Annotated in this window: 19 protein-coding genes; 14 read left to right on the top strand and 5 right to left on the bottom strand. The window is 36.0% G+C overall.

From position 1 onward, the window contains the following. The first annotated feature begins 373 nt into the window (after positions 1–373). From SCA31_RS14070 to SCA31_RS14045, 6 genes are all read left to right on the top strand, one after another. Positions 374–1,048, top strand: a complete 675-nt coding sequence (locus SCA31_RS14070) for a DUF4919 domain-containing protein (protein ID WP_410697600.1) — start codon at positions 374–376, stop codon at positions 1,046–1,048. A gap of 176 nt (positions 1,049–1,224) precedes the next feature. Continuing rightward, positions 1,225–2,076: an alpha/beta fold hydrolase gene (locus tag SCA31_RS14065; protein WP_410697599.1), complete on the top strand. Its 852-nt coding sequence runs from the start codon at positions 1,225–1,227 to the stop codon at positions 2,074–2,076. Next, on the top strand, positions 2,076–2,546 hold the full coding sequence (locus tag SCA31_RS14060) for an RNA polymerase sigma factor (RefSeq protein WP_410697598.1): 471 nt from the start codon (positions 2,076–2,078) through the stop codon (positions 2,544–2,546). The genes SCA31_RS14065 and SCA31_RS14060 overlap by 1 nt, the downstream gene beginning before the upstream one ends. Then, positions 2,536–3,126: a hypothetical protein gene (locus SCA31_RS14055; RefSeq protein WP_410697597.1), complete on the top strand. Its 591-nt coding sequence runs from the start codon at positions 2,536–2,538 to the stop codon at positions 3,124–3,126. Before SCA31_RS14060 ends, SCA31_RS14055 begins: the two co-directional genes overlap by 11 nt. Next, positions 3,123–3,740 (top strand): class I SAM-dependent methyltransferase, encoded by a 618-nt coding sequence (locus tag SCA31_RS14050; RefSeq protein ID WP_410697596.1) that lies wholly within the window; start codon positions 3,123–3,125, stop codon positions 3,738–3,740. The genes SCA31_RS14055 and SCA31_RS14050 overlap by 4 nt, the downstream gene beginning before the upstream one ends. Positions 3,741–3,799: 59 nt before the next feature. Continuing rightward, positions 3,800–5,584, top strand: coding sequence for a GEVED domain-containing protein (locus tag SCA31_RS14045; protein WP_410697595.1), 1,785 nt, complete (start codon positions 3,800–3,802; stop codon positions 5,582–5,584). Between the two features lie 95 nt (positions 5,585–5,679). Here the strand turns inward: SCA31_RS14045 and SCA31_RS14040 are convergent, their stop codons facing one another. The 3 genes from SCA31_RS14040 to truA form a co-directional block, all read right to left on the bottom strand. Continuing rightward, positions 5,680–7,437 (bottom strand): ABC transporter ATP-binding protein, encoded by a 1,758-nt coding sequence (locus SCA31_RS14040; RefSeq protein WP_410697594.1) that lies wholly within the window; start codon positions 7,435–7,437, stop codon positions 5,680–5,682. A 161-nt stretch (positions 7,438–7,598) separates the two neighbouring features. Further along, positions 7,599–7,946 (bottom strand): hypothetical protein, encoded by a 348-nt coding sequence (locus SCA31_RS14035; protein WP_410697593.1) that lies wholly within the window; start codon positions 7,944–7,946, stop codon positions 7,599–7,601. Between the two features lie 25 nt (positions 7,947–7,971). Further along, a complete protein-coding gene (gene truA / locus SCA31_RS14030) occupies positions 7,972–8,703 on the bottom strand; it encodes a tRNA pseudouridine(38-40) synthase TruA (protein WP_410697592.1) in 732 nt (243 codons plus the stop codon). A gap of 109 nt (positions 8,704–8,812) precedes the next feature. On the opposite strand from truA, the gene lpxK reads away from it, so the two are divergent. The 6 genes from lpxK (at position 8,813) to SCA31_RS14000 (ending at position 14,538) form a co-directional block, all read left to right on the top strand. Beyond that, positions 8,813–9,838: a tetraacyldisaccharide 4'-kinase gene (gene lpxK, locus SCA31_RS14025; protein WP_109622210.1), complete on the top strand. Its 1,026-nt coding sequence runs from the start codon at positions 8,813–8,815 to the stop codon at positions 9,836–9,838. Further along, positions 9,822–10,637, top strand: a complete 816-nt coding sequence (locus SCA31_RS14020) for a purine-nucleoside phosphorylase (RefSeq protein WP_410697591.1) — start codon at positions 9,822–9,824, stop codon at positions 10,635–10,637. The genes lpxK and SCA31_RS14020 overlap by 17 nt, the downstream gene beginning before the upstream one ends. 251 nt (positions 10,638–10,888) lie before the next feature. Next, positions 10,889–11,404 carry a TlpA family protein disulfide reductase gene (locus tag SCA31_RS14015; RefSeq protein ID WP_410697590.1) on the top strand — a complete coding sequence of 172 codons (516 nt, stop codon included), beginning with the start codon at positions 10,889–10,891 and terminating at the stop codon, positions 11,402–11,404. 20 nt (positions 11,405–11,424) lie between these two features. Further along, positions 11,425–11,880 carry a GNAT family N-acetyltransferase gene (locus SCA31_RS14010; RefSeq protein ID WP_410697589.1) on the top strand — a complete coding sequence of 152 codons (456 nt, stop codon included), beginning with the start codon at positions 11,425–11,427 and terminating at the stop codon, positions 11,878–11,880. A 42-nt stretch (positions 11,881–11,922) separates the two neighbouring features. After that, complete coding sequence (gene dinB / locus SCA31_RS14005) at positions 11,923–13,020, top strand: DNA polymerase IV (RefSeq protein ID WP_410697588.1); 1,098 nt, start codon at positions 11,923–11,925, stop codon at positions 13,018–13,020. Positions 13,021–13,077: 57 nt separating this feature from the next. Beyond that, positions 13,078–14,538 carry an alpha-amylase gene (locus tag SCA31_RS14000; protein WP_410697587.1) on the top strand — a complete coding sequence of 487 codons (1,461 nt, stop codon included), beginning with the start codon at positions 13,078–13,080 and terminating at the stop codon, positions 14,536–14,538. A 509-nt stretch (positions 14,539–15,047) separates the two neighbouring features. Here the strand turns inward: SCA31_RS14000 and SCA31_RS13995 are convergent. Further along, the gene (locus SCA31_RS13995; protein WP_410697586.1) at positions 15,048–16,385 is read right to left on the bottom strand and encodes a carboxylesterase family protein; all 1,338 of its coding nucleotides are present in this window, start codon (positions 16,383–16,385) and stop codon (positions 15,048–15,050) included. A gap of 131 nt (positions 16,386–16,516) precedes the next feature. After that, entirely contained in the window at positions 16,517–17,419 is a 903-nt protein-coding gene (locus SCA31_RS13990) for a helix-turn-helix domain-containing protein (protein WP_410697585.1), read from the bottom strand. A 131-nt stretch (positions 17,420–17,550) separates the two neighbouring features. Between SCA31_RS13990 and SCA31_RS13985 the strand changes: the two genes are divergently transcribed. Continuing rightward, the gene (locus SCA31_RS13985; RefSeq protein WP_410697584.1) at positions 17,551–17,973 is read left to right on the top strand and encodes a cupin domain-containing protein; all 423 of its coding nucleotides are present in this window, start codon (positions 17,551–17,553) and stop codon (positions 17,971–17,973) included. Between the two features lie 4 nt (positions 17,974–17,977). After that, positions 17,978–19,030: an NAD(P)-dependent alcohol dehydrogenase gene (locus tag SCA31_RS13980; protein WP_410697583.1), complete on the top strand. Its 1,053-nt coding sequence runs from the start codon at positions 17,978–17,980 to the stop codon at positions 19,028–19,030. The last annotated feature ends 97 nt before the right edge of the window (positions 19,031–19,127 follow it).

The following is a 19,127-nucleotide window of genomic DNA, read 5'->3' as shown; positions in this document are numbered from 1 at the left end:
AAACTACTATTCACATTGGGCACCCTCCCAACACTAGGGGTAGTGTCTCAAATTCCGAATAAAGTTAGTAAATTTATGTACTTCGATATTCAACTTCTTCAATTCGTCTTTAAAGACTTTAAATTCATCTTGGATGCTACTACTCATTTATATTTTGGGATTTAATTAAAAAACTACTATTCACATTGGGCACCCTCCCAACACTAGGGGTAGTGTCTCAAATTCCGAATAAAGTTAGTAAATTTATTAACACAAAGTAACACTTTGACAATATTTTATTATTTTTTTTACAAATAGTCAGTCAATATTATTTGATTAATACATATTCCGTATTTTTAACTCATCGAAAAATTGTAACATCGTTATACAAACCATGAATATTAAAGCATTTTTCTCTTTATTCTTTTTATTTCTTCTTTCTTTCTTTCATGCCCAAAAAGTAGAATTTAAGGCACCAGATTATTTATTGATTCAAAAAAATATTGAGGATAAAAATTCTGAATACTATTATCCGAAACTTTTAAAGCAATTACAACAGAACGATCCCCTTCTTACAAGCAATCAATACCGCCATCTTTACTTCGGTTATACTTTTCAAAAAGAATATCAGCCCTATAAAATGGGTAAGAAAACGGAAGAGGTTGCCAAGTATTATCGAGGGGAGGGTATTTCACAAAAAGATCTGTCCAAAGGAATTCAGCTTTTTCTGGATGTTTTGGAGGAAAATCCACTGGATCTACGGGCAATGAACTATCTTGCTTATTTATATCATTTAAATAATGATGATGCCACAGCAGAGAAAATTGCCGGAAATTTCCATGGATTATTAAACGCCATTCTTACTTCCGGTGATGGAATGAAATGTGAAACAGGCTTTCATGTCATTTCTGTTACGGATGAGTATGTCCTTTTAAACAGGTTTCAAATGGAAACCCAAGCACAAAGCCATACCGGCAAATGTGATTATCAGGAATTTGAAAAAGGTAAATATAAAATCCCGGGATTCTATTTTGATATCAGTAGATTCTACGGAAGAATATTAGATTAATAATCTTCAGTTTCTTATATCATTGTATCCATTAAAATAAATTTCATATGATTTTGCCCTAACAATAAGGGTTTCTAAGAAGCATAAATATTTTTTTGAAAAAAAATAAATTTTAGTGTAACATTTTTTGAAGACCCGTCTCTAAAAGACAAATAAACTTTAAAACCTTAGAAATCATGAAAAAATTCACGTTCCTTCTTATTATCATGTTATTTTTTGCTGCAGTAGGCAGTGTTTTTGGTCAGGAAAAAACGTATCCATTTGAAGTAAAGAAAACCGGAAAAGGAAAACAGTCTTTACTATTTATTCCTGGATTTGCCTCTTCAGGAGAGGTATGGAATGAAACAACGGCTAAATTTGAGAAAGACTTCACTTGTTATACTTTCACGATGGCAGGATTTGCAGGAGTAAAACCCGAGGCAGACCCTACCTTTAAAGACTGGGAAAAAGGAATTGCTGCTTATATAAAGGATCATAAAATTCAAAAACCTGTTATTATTGGACACAGTATGGGTGGTGGCCTTGCTCTGGCTATTGCAGCAGATTATCCGGAGCTTGTAGGTAAAATTATTATTGTAGATACTCTACCTTGCCTGGCCGCTATTTCCAACCCTGCTTTTACTTCCAAGGAAAATAATGACTGCTCGGCAATGATGAGTACCTTTACAGCAATGCCGGATGAACAATTCAAAAAAATGCAGATTCATTCTATTCCACGTCTTCTCGCAGATACTTCTATGCAAAACACGGTGGTTGACTGGAGCATGAAGTCTGATAGAAAGACCTTTGCTAAAATGTTCTGTGACTTCTCTAATACAGACCTTAGAGAAAAAATTAAAAATATCCAATGTCCTTCTCTTATTCTGCTTGAGTCTTATTTTCTTTCTATGAAGCCATCCATTGAAGCGCAGTATAAAAATCTTAAAAATGCCAATCTTCAATATTCCACAAAAGGATTACATTTCATTATGTATGATGACAAGGAATGGTATTTTAACCAGTTAAATAATTTCTTATCCGCAAAATAATGGTATTTGAAGAGATATACGAACTCTACTGGCAGAAAATATTCCGTTTGTGTATGGGATATGTAAATGATACTGAACTGGCTCAGGATCTAGCCCAGGAAACCTTTATCATTGTATGGCAGCAGCTTTCGAAATTCAGGAATGAATCCAGTGTTGGAACATGGATCTTCAGAATTGCTTCCAACAACTGCCTCCGGCAGATTGAAAAGGAAAAAAGATTCACCAAAACAGATCTTCCCATCAATCTGGAAGAGAAAAAACAGGAATCAATGGAACCCCAGATACAAATGCTTTATCAGTTTATTTCTGAACTGCAGGAAACGGACAGAATTATCATCTCTCTGGAGCTGGAAGAGGTAAAACAAGCCGAAATAGCAAATATTATAGGGCTCTCGGAATCCAATATACGGGTAAAGATTCACAGGATAAAAGAAAAATTAACGCAAAAGTTTAAAGAAAATGGCTACTAATATAGATTTCAAAAATATATGGAAGCAACAAACTTCCAACAAGCCCAATGTGGAAGAGCTTCTGAGTAAACTGAAAAAATTCAAGAATGAGAATCTGCGTAAACTCATTCTAACCAACCTCTTACTGATTGCAACATCCTTGAGTATAGCTTTCATCTGGTATCGTTATCAACCTCAACTGGCTACAACCAAAATAGGAATTGTACTTGTTATTCTGGCAATGGTTATTTTCTTATTTGCCTATAATAAACTATTCATGATCTTTTACAAGATTGACGATACCCAATCCAACAGTGATTATCTTCAAAATCTTTATCTGGTGAAAAATAAGCAGAAATTTATGCAGACCACCATGCTCAACTTATATTTCATCATGCTGTTTCTAGGAATCTGTTTGTACATGTATGAGTATACCTCAAGAATGACATTGATTTACGGAATACTGGCCTATGGATTAACGTTTATCTGGATCGGAATCAATTGGTTTTATCTGAGACCGAAAACAATAAGGAAACAACAGGTAAAAATTGATGGATTAATTGATAAATTTGAAGAAATCAATAATCAGTTAAAAGAATGATAAGCTCTTCCGAAAATAAAAAGCACTGGGAAAATGTATATGAAACCAAAAATCCTGATCAGGTAAGCTGGACTCAGGAAAAGCCTAACACTTCTCTTGAATTCATCCGTTCTTTTGGATTGGGTAAAGAGGCAAAAATCATAGATATTGGCGGTGGAGACAGCAATCTGGTTGATTACCTGCTTGAAGAGGGTTATGAACACATCACTGTCCTGGATATTTCCGTGAAGGCATTGGAAAAAGCAAAGGACAGATTAGGAAGTTTAGCTCATAAAATAAAATGGATTGCTACAGATATCACCACATTTGATCCTACAGAAACCTACGACATCTGGCATGACAGGGCTGCCTTTCATTTTCTGACGACTCCTGAACAGGTTTCAAAATATGTAACTCTTGCACAAAAAAATATAACAGGTTTTATGGTTTTAGGAACATTTTCTAAAAACGGGCCTGCAAAGTGCAGCGGACTGGATATTCAGCAGTATGATGAAATATCACTGACTGAAAAATTTGAAGGAGGATTTGAGAAAATAAACTGCATTACTGAAGATCATACAACTCCTTTCGGAACCACTCAAAATTTTATTTTTTGCAGCCTTAAGAAGCATTAGTTGTTTTATAGTATTTTTGAATTATCTTTAATAAACAAAAAACATTCAATATAAAAACTATGAAAAAACTATTATTTCTTTGCATTGCAGGCGCTTTGTCATCAAATCTTTATTCACAGAATGTAGAATTTGAGGTATGTGGAACTGATGAATTAATGAAAAAACATTATGCCAGGTTCCCGGAACAGAAAGCTCAGGATGATGCTTTTAATGTAGAATTATCCAAAATGATCAAAAGCGGAAAACTGGCCTCAAGACTTAATCAAAATCAGGTGTATGAAATTCCGATTGTTGTACACGTTGTAAGTGATGGAAGTGCTATAGGAACCGTTAATAATAAATCTGACGCAGATATTATTGCATGGGTTAATTATACCAACGGGGTTTTTGCAGGAAGCGCATCCAGTGGAATGTCTTCTACAACCTCTATTCTACCTATAAAATTTGTTTTTGCCAAAATAAACCCCAGTTGTAATGCCACCAATGGAATCAACAGAATTAATGCATCTCATCTTCCAAAATATGTAAGCGGAGGGGTAAATGATGACAATACAACCAATGCGGTACCCGCAACAGATATTACGGCCTTGGGATTATGGGATACCAGCAAATACTATAATATTTATGTGGTCAAAAAGCTAACCTCCAATTCAGGAGGACTGAACGGCTATGCCTACTATCCGGGAGGAAGCAATGATTATTCTTTTATGTCTACCTCTGCTTCATCTGTCAATGCCCAGACCCTTGCCCATGAATTTGGACATGCCTTGGGACTCAGACATACCCATGAAGGATATAATACAAGCACAGGAGCCTGCCCTGTAAACAATGACTGTACGCTGGATGGAGATTTTGTTTGTGATACTGAGCCAATGAAAAGCCTATATCACTCTTCTGTTCCTCAGAACTGCCAGGTAGGACAAATCAATCCATGTACCAGCCAGACCTATGCAGGTGGAGAAAAAAACGTGATGGCTTACACATATTGTTTCAGAGATTTATTCACACAGGGACAAGCAGACAGAGCGACAGCGCAGCTTCTTCAGTACAGACAATCTTTGATTAACTCTCCTGTAGCCTCAGCAACAGCAATCAATAACAATGTATCTCTTACAAATGCATGTGCACCAACAACCATAACCAATCCGGGAGGATTTAACATTGGTATTACCACAGTAAAATTTGGCAGTATCAATAATTCTTCCAATAATTATAAACAGGCTTCCAATAATTTTTATGAAAACTTTACAGGCAGCTACTGTTTTGGAATAAGCAAAACAACGATTCCCCAAAATACAGCAACTACAATTACTGTAGCTCCGGGAACCAGTAACCCGCATACTATAAAAGCATACATTGATTATAATAATGATGGCCAGTTTAATGAATCTACAGAATTGATACTTAATCAGGGAGGGATAAGCAATGGAGCATTTGCAACAGCTTCTGTCACTCCTCCATCCGGAGCTGTAACCAATACTCCTTTAAGAATGAGAGTGATCGGAGATTATAACGGAACAGCCATTACTGCCTGCTACACTCCAAAGTATGGACAGGTAGAGGATTATTCTGTAATTATTGAGCCCCAGACTTCATTATCTGTACACAATGGTTTACAAAAAGAGAATTCATTCATTACTAAAGATGAAAGTTCAGTATATGTAAAAAGCGATTCTAAAATCTCAACATTACATATCTACGATGCCTCAGGAAGACTACTTACTCATAAGACCGATATCAATACTTCAGAATTGAGAGTCCCGATTGATCAGAAAAATACAATCTTAACGGTTGCTATTATTTTAAAAGACGGGAAAACAATTACTCAGAAATTAAAATTCTAACAACTTTACCCATAAAAAAGAGAGCATTTTGCTCTCTTTTTTTATTATTTTAATCCAAGTCTTATCTTTATTGCCTGGAATACTATCTTATTAGATTATGATTCTTTCTCCACCTCTACTTCCACCTCATGGCGCAGCTGAGCCTTATACAATGTAGAATAATAACCGTTCTTATCTAAAAGTTCCAAGTGTTTTCCTTCTTCTACGATTTTCCCATGCTCCATTACAATAATCTTATCTGCTTTTTCAATCGTCGAAAGCCTGTGCGCAATAATGATTGATGTTCTGTTTTTGGTGATTTTTTCCGTAGCTCTTTGAATCAGCTTCTCACTTTCATGGTCAATAGATGAAGTTGCTTCATCCAGAATTAAAATTTTCGGATCGGATAAATAAGCTCTAAGGAAAGATAATAATTGTCTTTGGCCTAAAGAGATTGATGAACCTCTTTCACTTACCACATAATCATAGCCACCCGGAAGTTGTTCTATAAACTGATCTACTTCAATTTCCTTAGCACCTGCTTTTATTTTATCCAACGTGATGCTATCGTCTCCAAAGGAAAGATTTTCAAAAATACTTCCGTGGAAAAGGAAAACATCCTGCAATACCACACCGATATGACTTCTCAGATTGTACAATTCATAATCTTTTAAATTCACATCATCTATGAGAATATTTCCGGAATTAATATCATAAAGTCGAGTAATCAAGCTGATAATGGTAGATTTCCCGGCACCGGTGGCGCCTACAATTGCTACGGTTTCTCCCGGATTTACTTTAAAATCAATCCCTTTCAATACTTCCTGCTTTTCATCATAGGCAAAATGTACTTTCTGGAATTCTATTTTACCAGCAAAGTGATCTTTTTTCACAGTTCCTGTATTCGGCATCGAAATTTCTTCATCCATTAATCCCAGTACTCTTTCTGCTCCTACAATACCTCTCTGGATATTGTTGAAACGGTCTGCAATCTGTCTTAAAGGACGGATTAGCATTGAAATGTACTGAATAAATGCAATCACCACACCGGCACTGATTGTAATATAGCCTCCATAAAAAAGAATAAATCCGATGAACAGAGAAGAAATAAGTTCTACTACCGGAAAGAATAATGAGAAAATGAAAACGGTTCTCAACAAAGCTCCCTTCAGGGTAATATTAATATCATCAAATTTCTTGAATTCTGATTCCTGTCTGTTGAAAACCTGAATGATTGACATTCCCGCCAGCCTTTCCTGTACGAATGAATTCTGTGTAGCCGTCCAGTTTCGTTCATCTCCAAATGCTTTTTTCAGCCTCTTTTGGAAGAATCTTGTGATAATTACCATTAAAGGTAAAATTGCCAACGTAATATAACTCAGGTGAACATTGGTACTGAACATCATCACCAATACAAACACAATTCTCAGGATATCTCCAAAAACCATCAGGAAACCGTCGGTATAAACCGTTGCAATGGTTTCTACATCACCTACGGCACGGGTAACCAATTGCCCGATAGGAGTTTTATCAAAGAAAGATGTTTTGAAATAAATCAATTTAGAGTACAATCTCTCCCTGATATCCCTGATTACATTCTGTGAGATAAAGTTTGAAAAATAAACTAAAAAAAAGTTTAAAACGGTTTCGGCAAAAACCAATCCCACCAGGATATAGATATGCTTCATCATTAAAGCCTTATCCTGCAGCTTTGTGATGTCATTATCCACCACTTCCATGGTAAGGTATGGTCTGTAAGTAGAAACAATTGAAAGTATTACGGAAATTATTAAAGTAAGGATGAACCAAGAACGAAATTTCATTCCGATAAAGAACAGCCTTTTTACAATTCCCCAGGTATCTTGTTTTTTCATTGTACGAATCGAAGAAAAGAATTAAAATTCTATGCAAAAATAAGACTTTCTAAATTGCCAGCCTTTAGAACTTTTGCAAATCGTTATAGAAAATTTCAGATACCTATCATTTACAAAATGAATATCTTCCGTCTCCTGACGTTTCATGTATATCTATCAATTTACTGGTGTTCGGAAATTTCACCTATTTTTTCTATTTCAATAGATGGTTTTTGAATATTTTCTCTTTTAAATTTTTGCTCAAGAAACTGATGAACTCCCCAAACTAAAGCGATGGAAATCAGCCAGCCGACAATATTAACCGCTGAAAAACCTGTATAGTTTACATTATTCAAAGATTCCGGGTTGGTTATAGTTAGATACATCCCGAAACTAAATGCTAAAAAGATTTGAGACCCAAGGTAAATTCCTATGGCCAAAAGGCCAAAATGCCACTTTGTTTTCCCAAACCTTTCAGCCAGCTGGGCATAATATCGGTAGGCACCGATAAGGATAAAAATTGATAACATGATTATTATTTTGTTTTTTAGTTTTTTAAAATTCGTAGCCTACATCTACTAAATAGAGTCCGTGGGCTGGTGCTGAAGTTCCTGCTGCATTACGGTTTTTGTCTTCAATGACCCTACGCATATCCTCAGGCTTCAGTTTTCCGGTCCCCACTTCCACCATGGTTCCCACAATAGCACGCACCATATTTCTCAGAAAACGATTGGCAGAAACGGTGAACTTCAGTTCTGTTCCCTCCTGTTCCCAATGTGCCTTATACATTTTGCAGATGTTCGTCTTGTTGTCTGTTTTTAATTTTGCAAAGCTTGTAAAATCTTCATACTCGAATAAAATTTTACAGGCCTCATTCATTTTCCCGACATCCAATGATCTTTTCCAATGCTGCCACGCTGATTCCTGGGTAAATGGATTTTTTTCCAGTGAAATATAATATTCATAGGTTCTGTATGTAGCATCAAAACGGGCATGAAAATCATCTTTCACCTTAAAGATCCTGTGGATGGAAATATCAGGAGGAAGAAAACCGTTCAGTCTGCGAGGAAATTCATCACTCAACTCATGTTCTGTATCAAAGTGAGCAAATATTTTTTTAGCGTGAACCCCTGTATCGGTTCTTCCGGCACCCGTAGTTTTAATCCCTTCCCTTAAAATTGTGGAAAGTGCTTTTTCCAGTTCTTCCTGTACAGAAATGGCGTCCGGCTGTATCTGATAGCCGAAATAATTCTTTCCGTTGTAAGAAAATTCAATAAAGTATCTCAATGTATTATAATAACTCCACAAAAATACTTTAATTTAACGAAATATTTGTTGAAAAGTCTTTGAGAATATTATACCAAATCCCTATGAAAATTCCTATTTTTGCAATCGTATGAAAAGATGGTACCTTTATCCTTTTTCCCTTGGTTATCATTTGGTAACGGGTATCCGAAACACAATGTATGATTGGGGAATTTTTAAGTCGACAAAATTCAAGACGCCGATAATCAATGTCGGAAACCTCTCTGTGGGCGGAAGCGGTAAGTCACCAATGGTGATGTATCTTGCCCAATATTTATCCAAACACTACAGAACCGGAGTCCTTTCACGGGGCTACGGAAGGCTGAGTAAAGGGTACGAGGTTACCAATTATGACAGTAATTATAAAGTGGTGGGTGATGAAGCCATGCAGCTTTTTGAGCGTTTCAAAAACCGTTTTGTTATTGCCGTATCAGAAGAACGTGTTCCTGGTGCCAAAAAGGTAATTGACGATATGGATCTAGAGGTATTGGTATTGGATGATGCCCTACAACACAGAGCCATTAAAGCAGGTTTCAATATTTTGATGACTGACTTTAATGATCCTTTCTTCAAGGATTACCTGCTTCCTGCCGGAGACCTTAGAGAATCCAGAGCGGGAGCAAACAGAGCAAACATTATCATGGTCAGCAAATGTCCTGATGAACTTACAGAGGAAACTAAAAGGTATTATATTTCAAGGATCAGACCGTCTTATAATCAAAAAGTATTCTTTTCATCCATTGGTTATGACGAAAATGTTTACGGAAAAGATAAAATGCTTCCGGACAATAACCTGAATTATTATGATATTCTACTGATCACAGGAATTGCCAATCCTAAACCTCTTTTAGAACATTTAGCTAAATTTTCAAAAAGGGTTAAACATTTAAAGTTTAGGGATCATCACAATTTCACGGATGATGATATTAAAAAAATTCTTGCTGAGTATAAAAAATTAGGAGAATATAAACTGATATTAACCACAGAGAAAGATTATGTCCGTCTGAAAACTTTTGACTATCTTAGAGATATTGTTTACTACTGGCCTATCAATGTCATTATTGATAAAAAGGAAGAATTCAATCAAATCATCTTAGATTATGTTAGAAAAAATTAATGAGACAGCTGATTTTATCAAAAATATCATTCAGGAAACACCTGATTTTGCTGTTGTTTTAGGATCCGGACTTGGAAAACTGCAGAATGAAGTAGAACCAATTCATGTTTTAGAGTACAAAGACATCCCCAACTTTCCACAAACTACCGTTGCCGGCCATACCGGTAAGCTTATCTACGGAATACTGGAGGGGAAAAAAGTACTGATGATGAGTGGCCGTTTTCACTATTATGAAGGTCATTCCATGGAAACGGTAACATTTCCTGTAAGGGTTTTCCATCTATTAGGAATTCAAAATTTAATTCTATCCAATGCCTGTGGAGGAGTAAATCCTAATTATAGCATTGCAGATGTTGTTATAGTAAAAGATCATATCAATATGATGCCTGAGCATCCGCTTCAAGGGAAAAATATTGATGAACTTGGACCACGATTTGTGGATATGAGTGAGCCTTACAACAAAAAAATGATTGCCGTAGCCGAAAAGGCAGCCTTAGAAAATAATATTAAAATCCACCAGGGGATCTACGTTGCATTACAGGGCCCCACTTTTGAAACTCCTGCAGAATATGGAATGATCAAAGCCATTGGGGGCGATATGGTAGGAATGAGCACCGTTCCTGAGGTTATTGTTGCCAAACATATGGGAATGGATGTATTTTGTATGTCTGTTATTACCGATCTTGGCGGACCGGATATAGCTTTTGCTGTTTCTCACGAAGAAGTTTTAAATGCAGCAAACAAAGCTATGCCGAATGTTATTACGGTAGTGAAAGGGTTAGTTAAGAACTACCAATAGAACTGTTTTTTTTAACACTTAAGTGTCCCCAAAAACCTCCGATTTTTACGAGTACTATAGTTAAAAACATAATATACCTCTCCTCTGGAATGGGTATCAAATCAAATATTTGATGGCATAGTTTTATCTCCAGCAAACACTCATTATCTTTTCATAGAAATTTTCAATTTTATAAATTTTTCCTAATTCATGAAAAATCAATCTCAGATTGCAATTCATTGTTTAGATTTGTAGAAATGAAATTGTAAGAAATGAAAAAGTTGTTATTAATTTTTATGGTAGGAATATTTGGATTAAGCTATTCACAAAAGATTCCTACTGCTCTTAAAACCGGATTTTCCAAGGAAGCACTGAAGCAGAAACTGGAAGATGAGGATGGAAAAACAATTACTATCCAACAGATTCTTGATCAACATAAAGGAAAAGTTTTGGTAATTGATTTCTGGGCTGGATGGTGTAGAGATTGTTTGCAGGCTCTTCCAAAAGCTGAAATACTGGAAAAAAATAATCCAAATGTTGATTTTGTGTTTCTATCACTGGAAAGATCTAAAGAGGGATTTGATAAGAGCCTTGCAAGATTCAATATGAAAGATAAGGATAATTACTGGTTTGCATCAGGATGGAAAAATGATTTCAACAATTATATTGACCTGAACTGGATTCCAAGATATATGATTATTGATCAGAAATCATCTATTGCAAAATACTATGCAATTTCTCCAGAAGATCCGGAGATTCAACAGACCATAAATAATCTTTTAAAATAATTTCATCTATTTTTTATACCATGATTACAAGAGAAGCAACGAAGGAGGATTTAGAAATTCTTTTAGAGTTTGAGCAGGGAATAGTTTCTGCAGAAAGACCTTTTAACAGTACATTTATTGATGGAGAAATTCATTATTATGACCTGAATGAATTCATACAATCACCAGATGCAACATTAATTGTTGTAGAGGATAATAATAAAATTGTGGCATCAGGTTATGCCCTGATTAAAAAGTCTGATAAAGACTACAATAATTTTAAAAGCTATGCTTATCTGGGATTTATGTTTGTAAAACCCGAATACAGAGGAAAAGGAATCAATAAGCTGATTACTGATGAATTGGTAAACTGGGCAAAATCCAGAAATATTTCAGAAGTAAGGCTTGATGTTTATGCTCAAAATGATTCCGCAATAAAAGCCTATGAAAAAGCCGGGTTTGAACCATTACTCCTTACAATGAGATTGAAATCTTAACGAATAATTTACCGTAAATAAAGGAATCCATATCTTTGTGATATGGATTTTTCTTTGCCGCTTCGTAAAATTATTCACGTAGATATGGATGCATTCTATGCTTCCGTGGAGCAGCATGACAACCCGACACTAAAAGGGAAACCCATTGCGGTGGGTGGGCAGCACCGAGGCGTAGTAGCAGCAGCAAGCTATGAAGCCAGAAAGTATGGTGTTCGCTCTGCAATGCCCAGCAAAACAGCAAAGGAAAGATGCCCAGATCTTATATTTGTACCGCCCCGCTTTGCCCGATATAAGGAAATTTCAAAAAAAATTCGTGAAATATTCCATGAATACACTGATCTGGTAGAACCATTATCCCTAGATGAAGCCTATCTGGACGTTACCGAAAATAAAAAGGGAATAGAATCTGCCAACCTCATCGCTCGAGAAATTCGTCAGAAAATATTTGAAGAAACCGGTTTAACTGCTTCTGCAGGAATTTCTGTAAATAAATTTCTGGCAAAAGTAGCATCGGATATCAATAAACCCAATGGCCAAAAAACCATCCATCCTGATAAGGTAGAAGGTTTTCTGGAGGAATTACCTGTTGAAAAATTTTATGGGGTTGGAAAGGTTACAGCTAATAAAATGTTTAGTTTAGGAATCTACAAAGGAAAGGACTTAAAGAAAAGATCGTTGGAAGACTTGGTAAGGCTCTTCGGGAAATCCGGGATGCATTATTACAATGTGGTACGCGGTATTCATACTTCGGAGGTAAAGCCTCATCGGATCCAGAAAAGCGTAGCTGTGGAAAGAACTTTTTTTGAGGATCTTTTTGATGAACAACAGATCAATGAAAAGCTGGAAAGCCTTAGCCAGGAGCTTCACCAAAGATTACAAAAAAATAATATTCTGGGAAGAACCTTAACTTTAAAAATCAAGTATAAGGATTTTTCTCTTTTTACGAGAAGTATAACCCGGGAAAGTTATTTTACATCTCCTGAACAATATTTCAACACTGGAAAAAAATTATGGGAACTTCGTCCCTACGATAAAGCTGTCCGCCTGCTCGGATTATCTCTCTCTCACCTTAATACGGAGGAAAAAAAACAAATCTCAGTTCAACTAAAAATCCCGTTTGAAGAATTCGAAAATCAATAGGTCATATTTTTTCGCTAACTTGTAGAAACCAAATCAGCAAAATTTATGAACCCAACAATGATTCAATTTTTCCACTGGTATTCTGAAGGAGATGGAAAGTTGTGGAAAGATGCTCAAAAACAAGCTCAATATTTAGCGAAATTGGGAATTACCTCTGCATGGTTTCCTCCAGCCTACAAAGGAACAAATGGAGGTTATTCTGTAGGATATGACGCCTATGACCTTTATGATTTGGGAGAATTTGATCAAAAAGGAACTATTGCGACCAAATATGGAACCAAGGATGAATATTTAAAAGCAATTAAAGCTTTAAAAAAACAAAATATAGAAGTCATTGTGGACATTGTGCTGGGCCATAAAGCCGGTGGTGATGAGCTAGAAAAATTTAAGGTGGTAAAAGTAGATGAAAACAACAGGGATAAAGTTATTTCTGATGTTCTTGAAATAGAATCCTATACTAAGTTTACCTTTCCGGGAAGAGGAAAAAAATATTCTGATTTTGAATGGAATTTTAACTGTTTTAGTGGTGTTGACTATGCAGAGGGGATGGATTCTCACATTTATAAAATACAATCTGAATATGGAGATGACTGGGAGGAAATGATTCATGATGAGAAAGGAAATTACGATTACCTGATGTATAATGACATTGAACACAGAAACCCTTTTGTACGGGAAGAACTTAATGAATGGGCAAAGTGGTATTTTGACCAGACAGATTTTGATGGAGTCCGGCTTGATGCTTTAAAACATATTTCTCATGATTTTTATAAGGAATGGATTACCTTACTCCGCTCCAATTCAGGCAAGAATATCTTTGCCGTAGGGGAATATTGGGCACCTGGCTATCTTCATCTTCTCCAAAAATATATTGAAGTAACTGAAGGCTGTATGAGCCTTTTTGATAGTTCATTACAAAACAATTTTCATAATGCTTCAAAAGAAGGATCGTCTTATGATCTCAGAAGAATTTTTGACGAAACGCTTACTCAGGCAGATCCTTTACACGCCGTAAGTATTGTTGCCAACCATGATACCCAGCCTCTTCAAGATCTGGAAGCTCCTGTTGAATCTTGGTTTAAGCCTATTGCCTATGCATTGATTTTATTAAGAAAGGATGGTTATCCGTGTGTATTTTATCCTGACTTGTATGGCGCTCATTATGTTGATAAAGACAGAGCAGGAAATGAGCAGGAAATATTTATCTCGAAAGTAGACGGAATTGAAGAGTTGCTTAAAGCCCGAAAAGATCATTCCTATGGAGAACAAAGGGATTATTTTGAGGATGCCAACTGTCTCGGATGGGTACGGGAAGGGGATGATCAGCATATGGGATGTGCTGTTGTACTCAGTAATAAAGATAGCTACAACAAACCTATGGAAATGGGAAAACGCTATGTGGGTAAAAAGTTTAGGGATCTATTACATCGGTTCAAGGAGAAAGTCACCATTGATGAAAATGGTTGGGGAGATTTTCCTGTACCCGCAGGAAATGTAAGTGTATGGGTTTCCGAATAAGAAAAGAAAAATAATTACAAAAGGCACACACGATTATTATTCTGATCATGCATGCCTGAAACAATCATTTTTAACACTATAGTTTTACCTTAGCAATATATATACTGGCAACTATATGGATCTTTAACCCACTCACAACACTGCCCATCTTCTGTCGCTGTACAGCAAACTTTACCTATATTGATATCTCCTCCTTTTAAGTTCTTTAATTCATTTCGGTCTAGTTTTCTCACGTTTAAAAAAGGTTTTGTTTTCATAAAGATGCTGTTTTAGTTGATAGATCAAATGTAAATAAAAGATAGTGAGAAATTTGAACAAATACTATCAACGGCGGGATTTCGTCTACTTTTTACCACTCCGAAACATCACGCTTCCCATTGTAATATTCCTCTTATTACATTGTTGAAAATCAGACATTTTCATCAAATTTAAGTGTACTTCTTCAACATAAAGCTTTTCACTTAAAATAACTTAAGTGTTCAAAAAAAAAATTATAGATAATTATATAATTAGATCTTTCGGAGGTCTAAAATTTCCGGCCGTTCTGATTGATCAGAAATTGTACCGGTTCTGGCAAACTCTGCCCAAAGCGCCCTTAGCTTTTTACCGTTCTCATGAATACGTTCCCAGGGGATACCTTTCAGCATTTCGGATGACTTCCAGGCAGATTCATTACCAAAGATCAAGGGTAAATCAATACAATGTGGGGCCCCTATAGGGTTCTCATTTAGTCTGGAATGTATTCTGAATAAATAAACATTTCCTCCTGCTTTGGCATAATCTTCTGCAAATTTTCGGGCTGGAGCTCCGTAAATAAATTCTGTAGTTTTTTCTACTGTCTTATCCATGATCTTTAGTCCAAGACCTTTCCCAAAATATTTATTTAAAGCTTCCGAAGTTTTAAGATAAAATGCTGTTTCATCATTATTCAGACCAATCAGCACATCATATTTTTGGGCATTCTCTAGCCATTTTTCAACGGCTTCTTCTTCCCTGCACAACGGTGGAAAACCATATTGAGTACCAAAGGGCATCGCCGCTTTTAAACCAAATTTCATGAAAGATGGAACAAATTTATCGTATTCATCCATCATTTTTAAAACATCAGCCTCATCTTTAATTCCCTCAGTTTTTCTCAGAAATTCAGCAGACATTTTCTGTCTTTTATGACGCAGGCCTAAAGGTGCACTCTGAATAATCGCTCTTTTAAATAAATCATCAATTCCCTCAGATATCATTAAATGCGCTATGGCATCTCCTCCTGAAGATTGCCCAAGCAAGGTGATATTTTCAGCATCTCCACCAAAATCTACAATATTGACCTTTATCCATTTCAAAGCCTCTATGATATCAAATAATCCCAGATTTGCAGGCCTTTTTTCATCACCACCTAAAAAACCAAAGAGTCCTAAACGATATGAAACGGTAACTAAAATAATATGCTGTTCCTTTACCCATTCTGCAGGATCTGCAGTGGCCAGATCGCCGCAGCCAATTTCATGGGAACCCCCATGAATCCAGACCAAAACGGGAATATTTTCATTTTCAGCAATATCTTCAGGACGGGTTATTGAAAGGTATTGGGTAGATTCATCAGCTTCAAATTCTTCAACAGGAGTGATTCCAATCATTTTTTCTACAAGAGGACTGAGTTTCTGTGGACACACAGGGGTTTTATCAGGAAAAACAATTTCTGAAGCTGAATTTTCTATTGGAACAGGTTTTTGAAATCTTTCGGAGCGGGCATAACGAATGCTTTTAGCCTTGATAACTCCGTCTTTCTTTAATGCTGTAATTTTCCCAAAACGGGCATCAAAAATATGGATCCCTTTCTGTTGTGATTTCATTTTAAAAAAATTATGAAAACTTCTATCCTTAAAATTAATTCGGTTTTTTGAAAAGAAAAAATTTAATTGATTCTTTTAAACACAAATACTTATTGATAGATTCCATAAATAAAAACTGTTTAGTTTTTTATTTAATTGAGGACTTTGTATTCGCTTGGAGAAATACCCACTTTTGTTTTGAATAGCCTTGTAAAATGTTGTGGATATTTGAAACCCAGGTCATAGGAAATTTCGCTGATGGATTTTCTCTGATCCAGAATTTGTTCTTTGGCTATATCAATTAATTTATTGTGGATAAATTCCTGTGGGGAAATTCCCAATTCCTTTTTAATCAAATCACCAAAATAATTGGCAGATAAATTGAGTTTTTCTGCGAAGTAATTTACCATTGGAAAGCCTATATTCTTAGGATTATCAGATTTTAAATAATCATCTACCAGATTTTCAAATTTACCGATTACTCCCTGATTAATATGATCTCTTGTGATGAACTGTCGGTCATAAAAACGCATACAGTAATTTAAAAATAGTTCAATATTATTCACTACTAAAGACTTACTGTGCTTATCAATGTTCTGTTCGAGTTCCAATCTGATATTTTTAAAGCATTCCAATATAATTTCCCGTTCTTTTTCAGAGAGATGCAGAGCTTCGTGTACATCATAGGAAAAGAAGTTATAATCTTTGATATGTTTTCCCAGATTTGTTCCTTTTATTAAGTCAGGATGGAAAATTAATGCAGAACCTGCAGGTTGAACATATTTATCTTTGTTATAAATTCCATAGGTCTGCCCGGGAGCGATGAAAACCAACGTTCCCTCCTGATAATCGTAGCTATGTTTCCCATACAGCATATCTCCACACATCACATCTTTCAGAAAAACGGTATAAAACCCAAATTTCCTTTTATGCTGGCAAATAGGATCAGATTTGGAAAAATCAATGACACTGACTAATGGATGCAGGGTTTCATGATTGGCCATTTTATTGTATTCCGAGACACTATTATAGATTTCAACCTCCTGATTTTCCATGAAGTATATTTTTATTACCATTCAAAATTACCACTTTCCTTTGTAACTGAAATGATGTCTGTAAAATTGGTAAGTAATTCGGTAATCTGTATAAGTTCGGTTTGCTGAAAAGTTTCGACTTTTGTATCGTTATGGAAACTTTTAATACAAACATTTTTCCGAAAGGAGAAAAAGCTCCCTCCGATTATTTTTCGGGAGGAACCGCTTGGGTTCAGATCATAAAACCCAATGAAGATCAACTGAACTGCCAAATCGGAAATGTCGTCTTTGAACCCGGGTGCAGAAATAACTGGCATACTCATGGAGGCGGACAGATATTAATCGTAACTTCAGGAACGGGTTTTTATCAGGAAAAAGGTAAACCGGCACAGGTTTTACATCCGGGAGATGTGGTTAATATTCTTCCGAATGTGATCCATTGGCATGGTGCAACTCCTGACAGTGAATTTACCCATATTGCTATTAACCCCAATACCCAAAAAGGAATTGTGGAATGGCTGGAACCTGTAACGGATGAAGAATACAATAATTTAAACTTAATTAAAAATAAATAATCAAATGAGCACATTTACAGTAAAAGCCTATGGAGCAGAATCCACCACGGCAGATCTGAAAGAAATGAATATTGAAAGAAGAGAGGTTACCCCAAAGGATGTAGAAATTGAAATTCTATATTGCGGAGTATGCCACTCTGATCTTCATACCGCAAGAAACGACTGGGGCGGAACGATCTATCCTGCTGTTCCGGGACATGAAATTGTAGGAAGAATTACAAAGATAGGAAGTGATGTAACGAAGTTTAAAGTAGGAGACCTTGCAGGTGTAGGATGCATCGTAGATTCTTGTGGTCACTGCGGAAGCTGCCAGCACGATTTGGAACAATATTGTGAGAATGGATTTACCGGAACTTATAACGGACATGACAAACATTTGGGGGGACATACTTTTGGGGGATATTCACAAAAAGTAGTAGTGGATTCTCAACATGTATTAAAGGTTCCTGAAAATCTTGATCCGGCTGCTGTAGCACCGCTTCTATGTGCAGGAATCACTACATGGTCACCTTTGAGACATTGGAATGTAGGTCAGGATTCTAAGGTTGCTGTAGTGGGACTGGGAGGATTAGGACATATGGCCATCAAACTAGCAAAAGGATTGGGGGCTGAAGTTACTTTATTCTCGAGAACTCCAGGGAAAACTGAGGATGCTAAGCAGTTGGGAGCAGATCATGTTATCATTTCCACAGATGAAGCGCAAATGAAGTCTGTAAAAGGGAAATTTGATTTGATTATTGATACGGTTCCTTATGTACACGATGTAAACCCTTATGTTACCACTCTAACGATCGACGGAACACATGTTCTTGTTGGTTACTTAGGCGGACTGGAACCTATGCTGAATACCGTTCCTATGATTTTGGGAAGAAAATCTGTGGCCGGATCTGTGATTGGTGGTATTGCAGAGACTCAAGAATTATTGGATTTCTGCGGAGAGCATAATATTGTTTCAGAAATTGAGATGATTAAGATGCAGGAAATTAACGAAGCTTACGAAAGAATGTTGAAAAGTGACGTGAGATATCGTTTCGTTATTGATATGCAATCTTTATAAACTGCTGTTACTTATTAAAAATAAAAGACTCTCCGGATTGGAGAGTCTTGTTTTGTTTATATTTTTTAGGTGTTTTTTTAAACTATAATACCCATTT

Source organism: Chryseobacterium sp. SIMBA_028, from assembly GCF_046535285.1.
GTDB lineage: Bacteria > Bacteroidota > Bacteroidia > Flavobacteriales > Weeksellaceae > Chryseobacterium.
The sequence above is the reverse complement of the archived record's forward strand: the minus strand, read 5'-3'. Positions and strand labels throughout refer to the sequence as shown.

Coding starts and splice junctions, on each gene's coding strand:
- SCA31_RS14070 (WP_410697600.1), top strand. CDS start 374: ATGAATATTAAAGCATTTTTCTCTTTATTCTTTTTATTTCTTCTTTCT.
- SCA31_RS13985 (WP_410697584.1), top strand. CDS start 17,551: ATGGAAACTTTTAATACAAACATTTTTCCGAAAGGAGAAAAAGCTCCC.
- SCA31_RS14000 (WP_410697587.1), top strand. CDS start 13,078: ATGATTCAATTTTTCCACTGGTATTCTGAAGGAGATGGAAAGTTGTGG.
- SCA31_RS14020 (WP_410697591.1), top strand. CDS start 9,822: ATGTTAGAAAAAATTAATGAGACAGCTGATTTTATCAAAAATATCATT.
- SCA31_RS14060 (WP_410697598.1), top strand. CDS start 2,076: ATGGTATTTGAAGAGATATACGAACTCTACTGGCAGAAAATATTCCGT.
- SCA31_RS14050 (WP_410697596.1), top strand. CDS start 3,123: ATGATAAGCTCTTCCGAAAATAAAAAGCACTGGGAAAATGTATATGAA.
- SCA31_RS14065 (WP_410697599.1), top strand. CDS start 1,225: ATGAAAAAATTCACGTTCCTTCTTATTATCATGTTATTTTTTGCTGCA.
- SCA31_RS13990 (WP_410697585.1), bottom strand. CDS start 17,419: ATGGAAAATCAGGAGGTTGAAATCTATAATAGTGTCTCGGAATACAAT.
- SCA31_RS14040 (WP_410697594.1), bottom strand. CDS start 7,437: ATGAAAAAACAAGATACCTGGGGAATTGTAAAAAGGCTGTTCTTTATC.
- SCA31_RS14035 (WP_410697593.1), bottom strand. CDS start 7,946: ATGTTATCAATTTTTATCCTTATCGGTGCCTACCGATATTATGCCCAG.
- SCA31_RS13980 (WP_410697583.1), top strand. CDS start 17,978: ATGAGCACATTTACAGTAAAAGCCTATGGAGCAGAATCCACCACGGCA.
- dinB (WP_410697588.1), top strand. CDS start 11,923: ATGGATTTTTCTTTGCCGCTTCGTAAAATTATTCACGTAGATATGGAT.
- lpxK (WP_109622210.1), top strand. CDS start 8,813: ATGAAAAGATGGTACCTTTATCCTTTTTCCCTTGGTTATCATTTGGTA.
- SCA31_RS14010 (WP_410697589.1), top strand. CDS start 11,425: ATGATTACAAGAGAAGCAACGAAGGAGGATTTAGAAATTCTTTTAGAG.
- SCA31_RS14055 (WP_410697597.1), top strand. CDS start 2,536: ATGGCTACTAATATAGATTTCAAAAATATATGGAAGCAACAAACTTCC.
- SCA31_RS14015 (WP_410697590.1), top strand. CDS start 10,889: ATGAAAAAGTTGTTATTAATTTTTATGGTAGGAATATTTGGATTAAGC.
- SCA31_RS13995 (WP_410697586.1), bottom strand. CDS start 16,385: ATGAAATCACAACAGAAAGGGATCCATATTTTTGATGCCCGTTTTGGG.
- SCA31_RS14045 (WP_410697595.1), top strand. CDS start 3,800: ATGAAAAAACTATTATTTCTTTGCATTGCAGGCGCTTTGTCATCAAAT.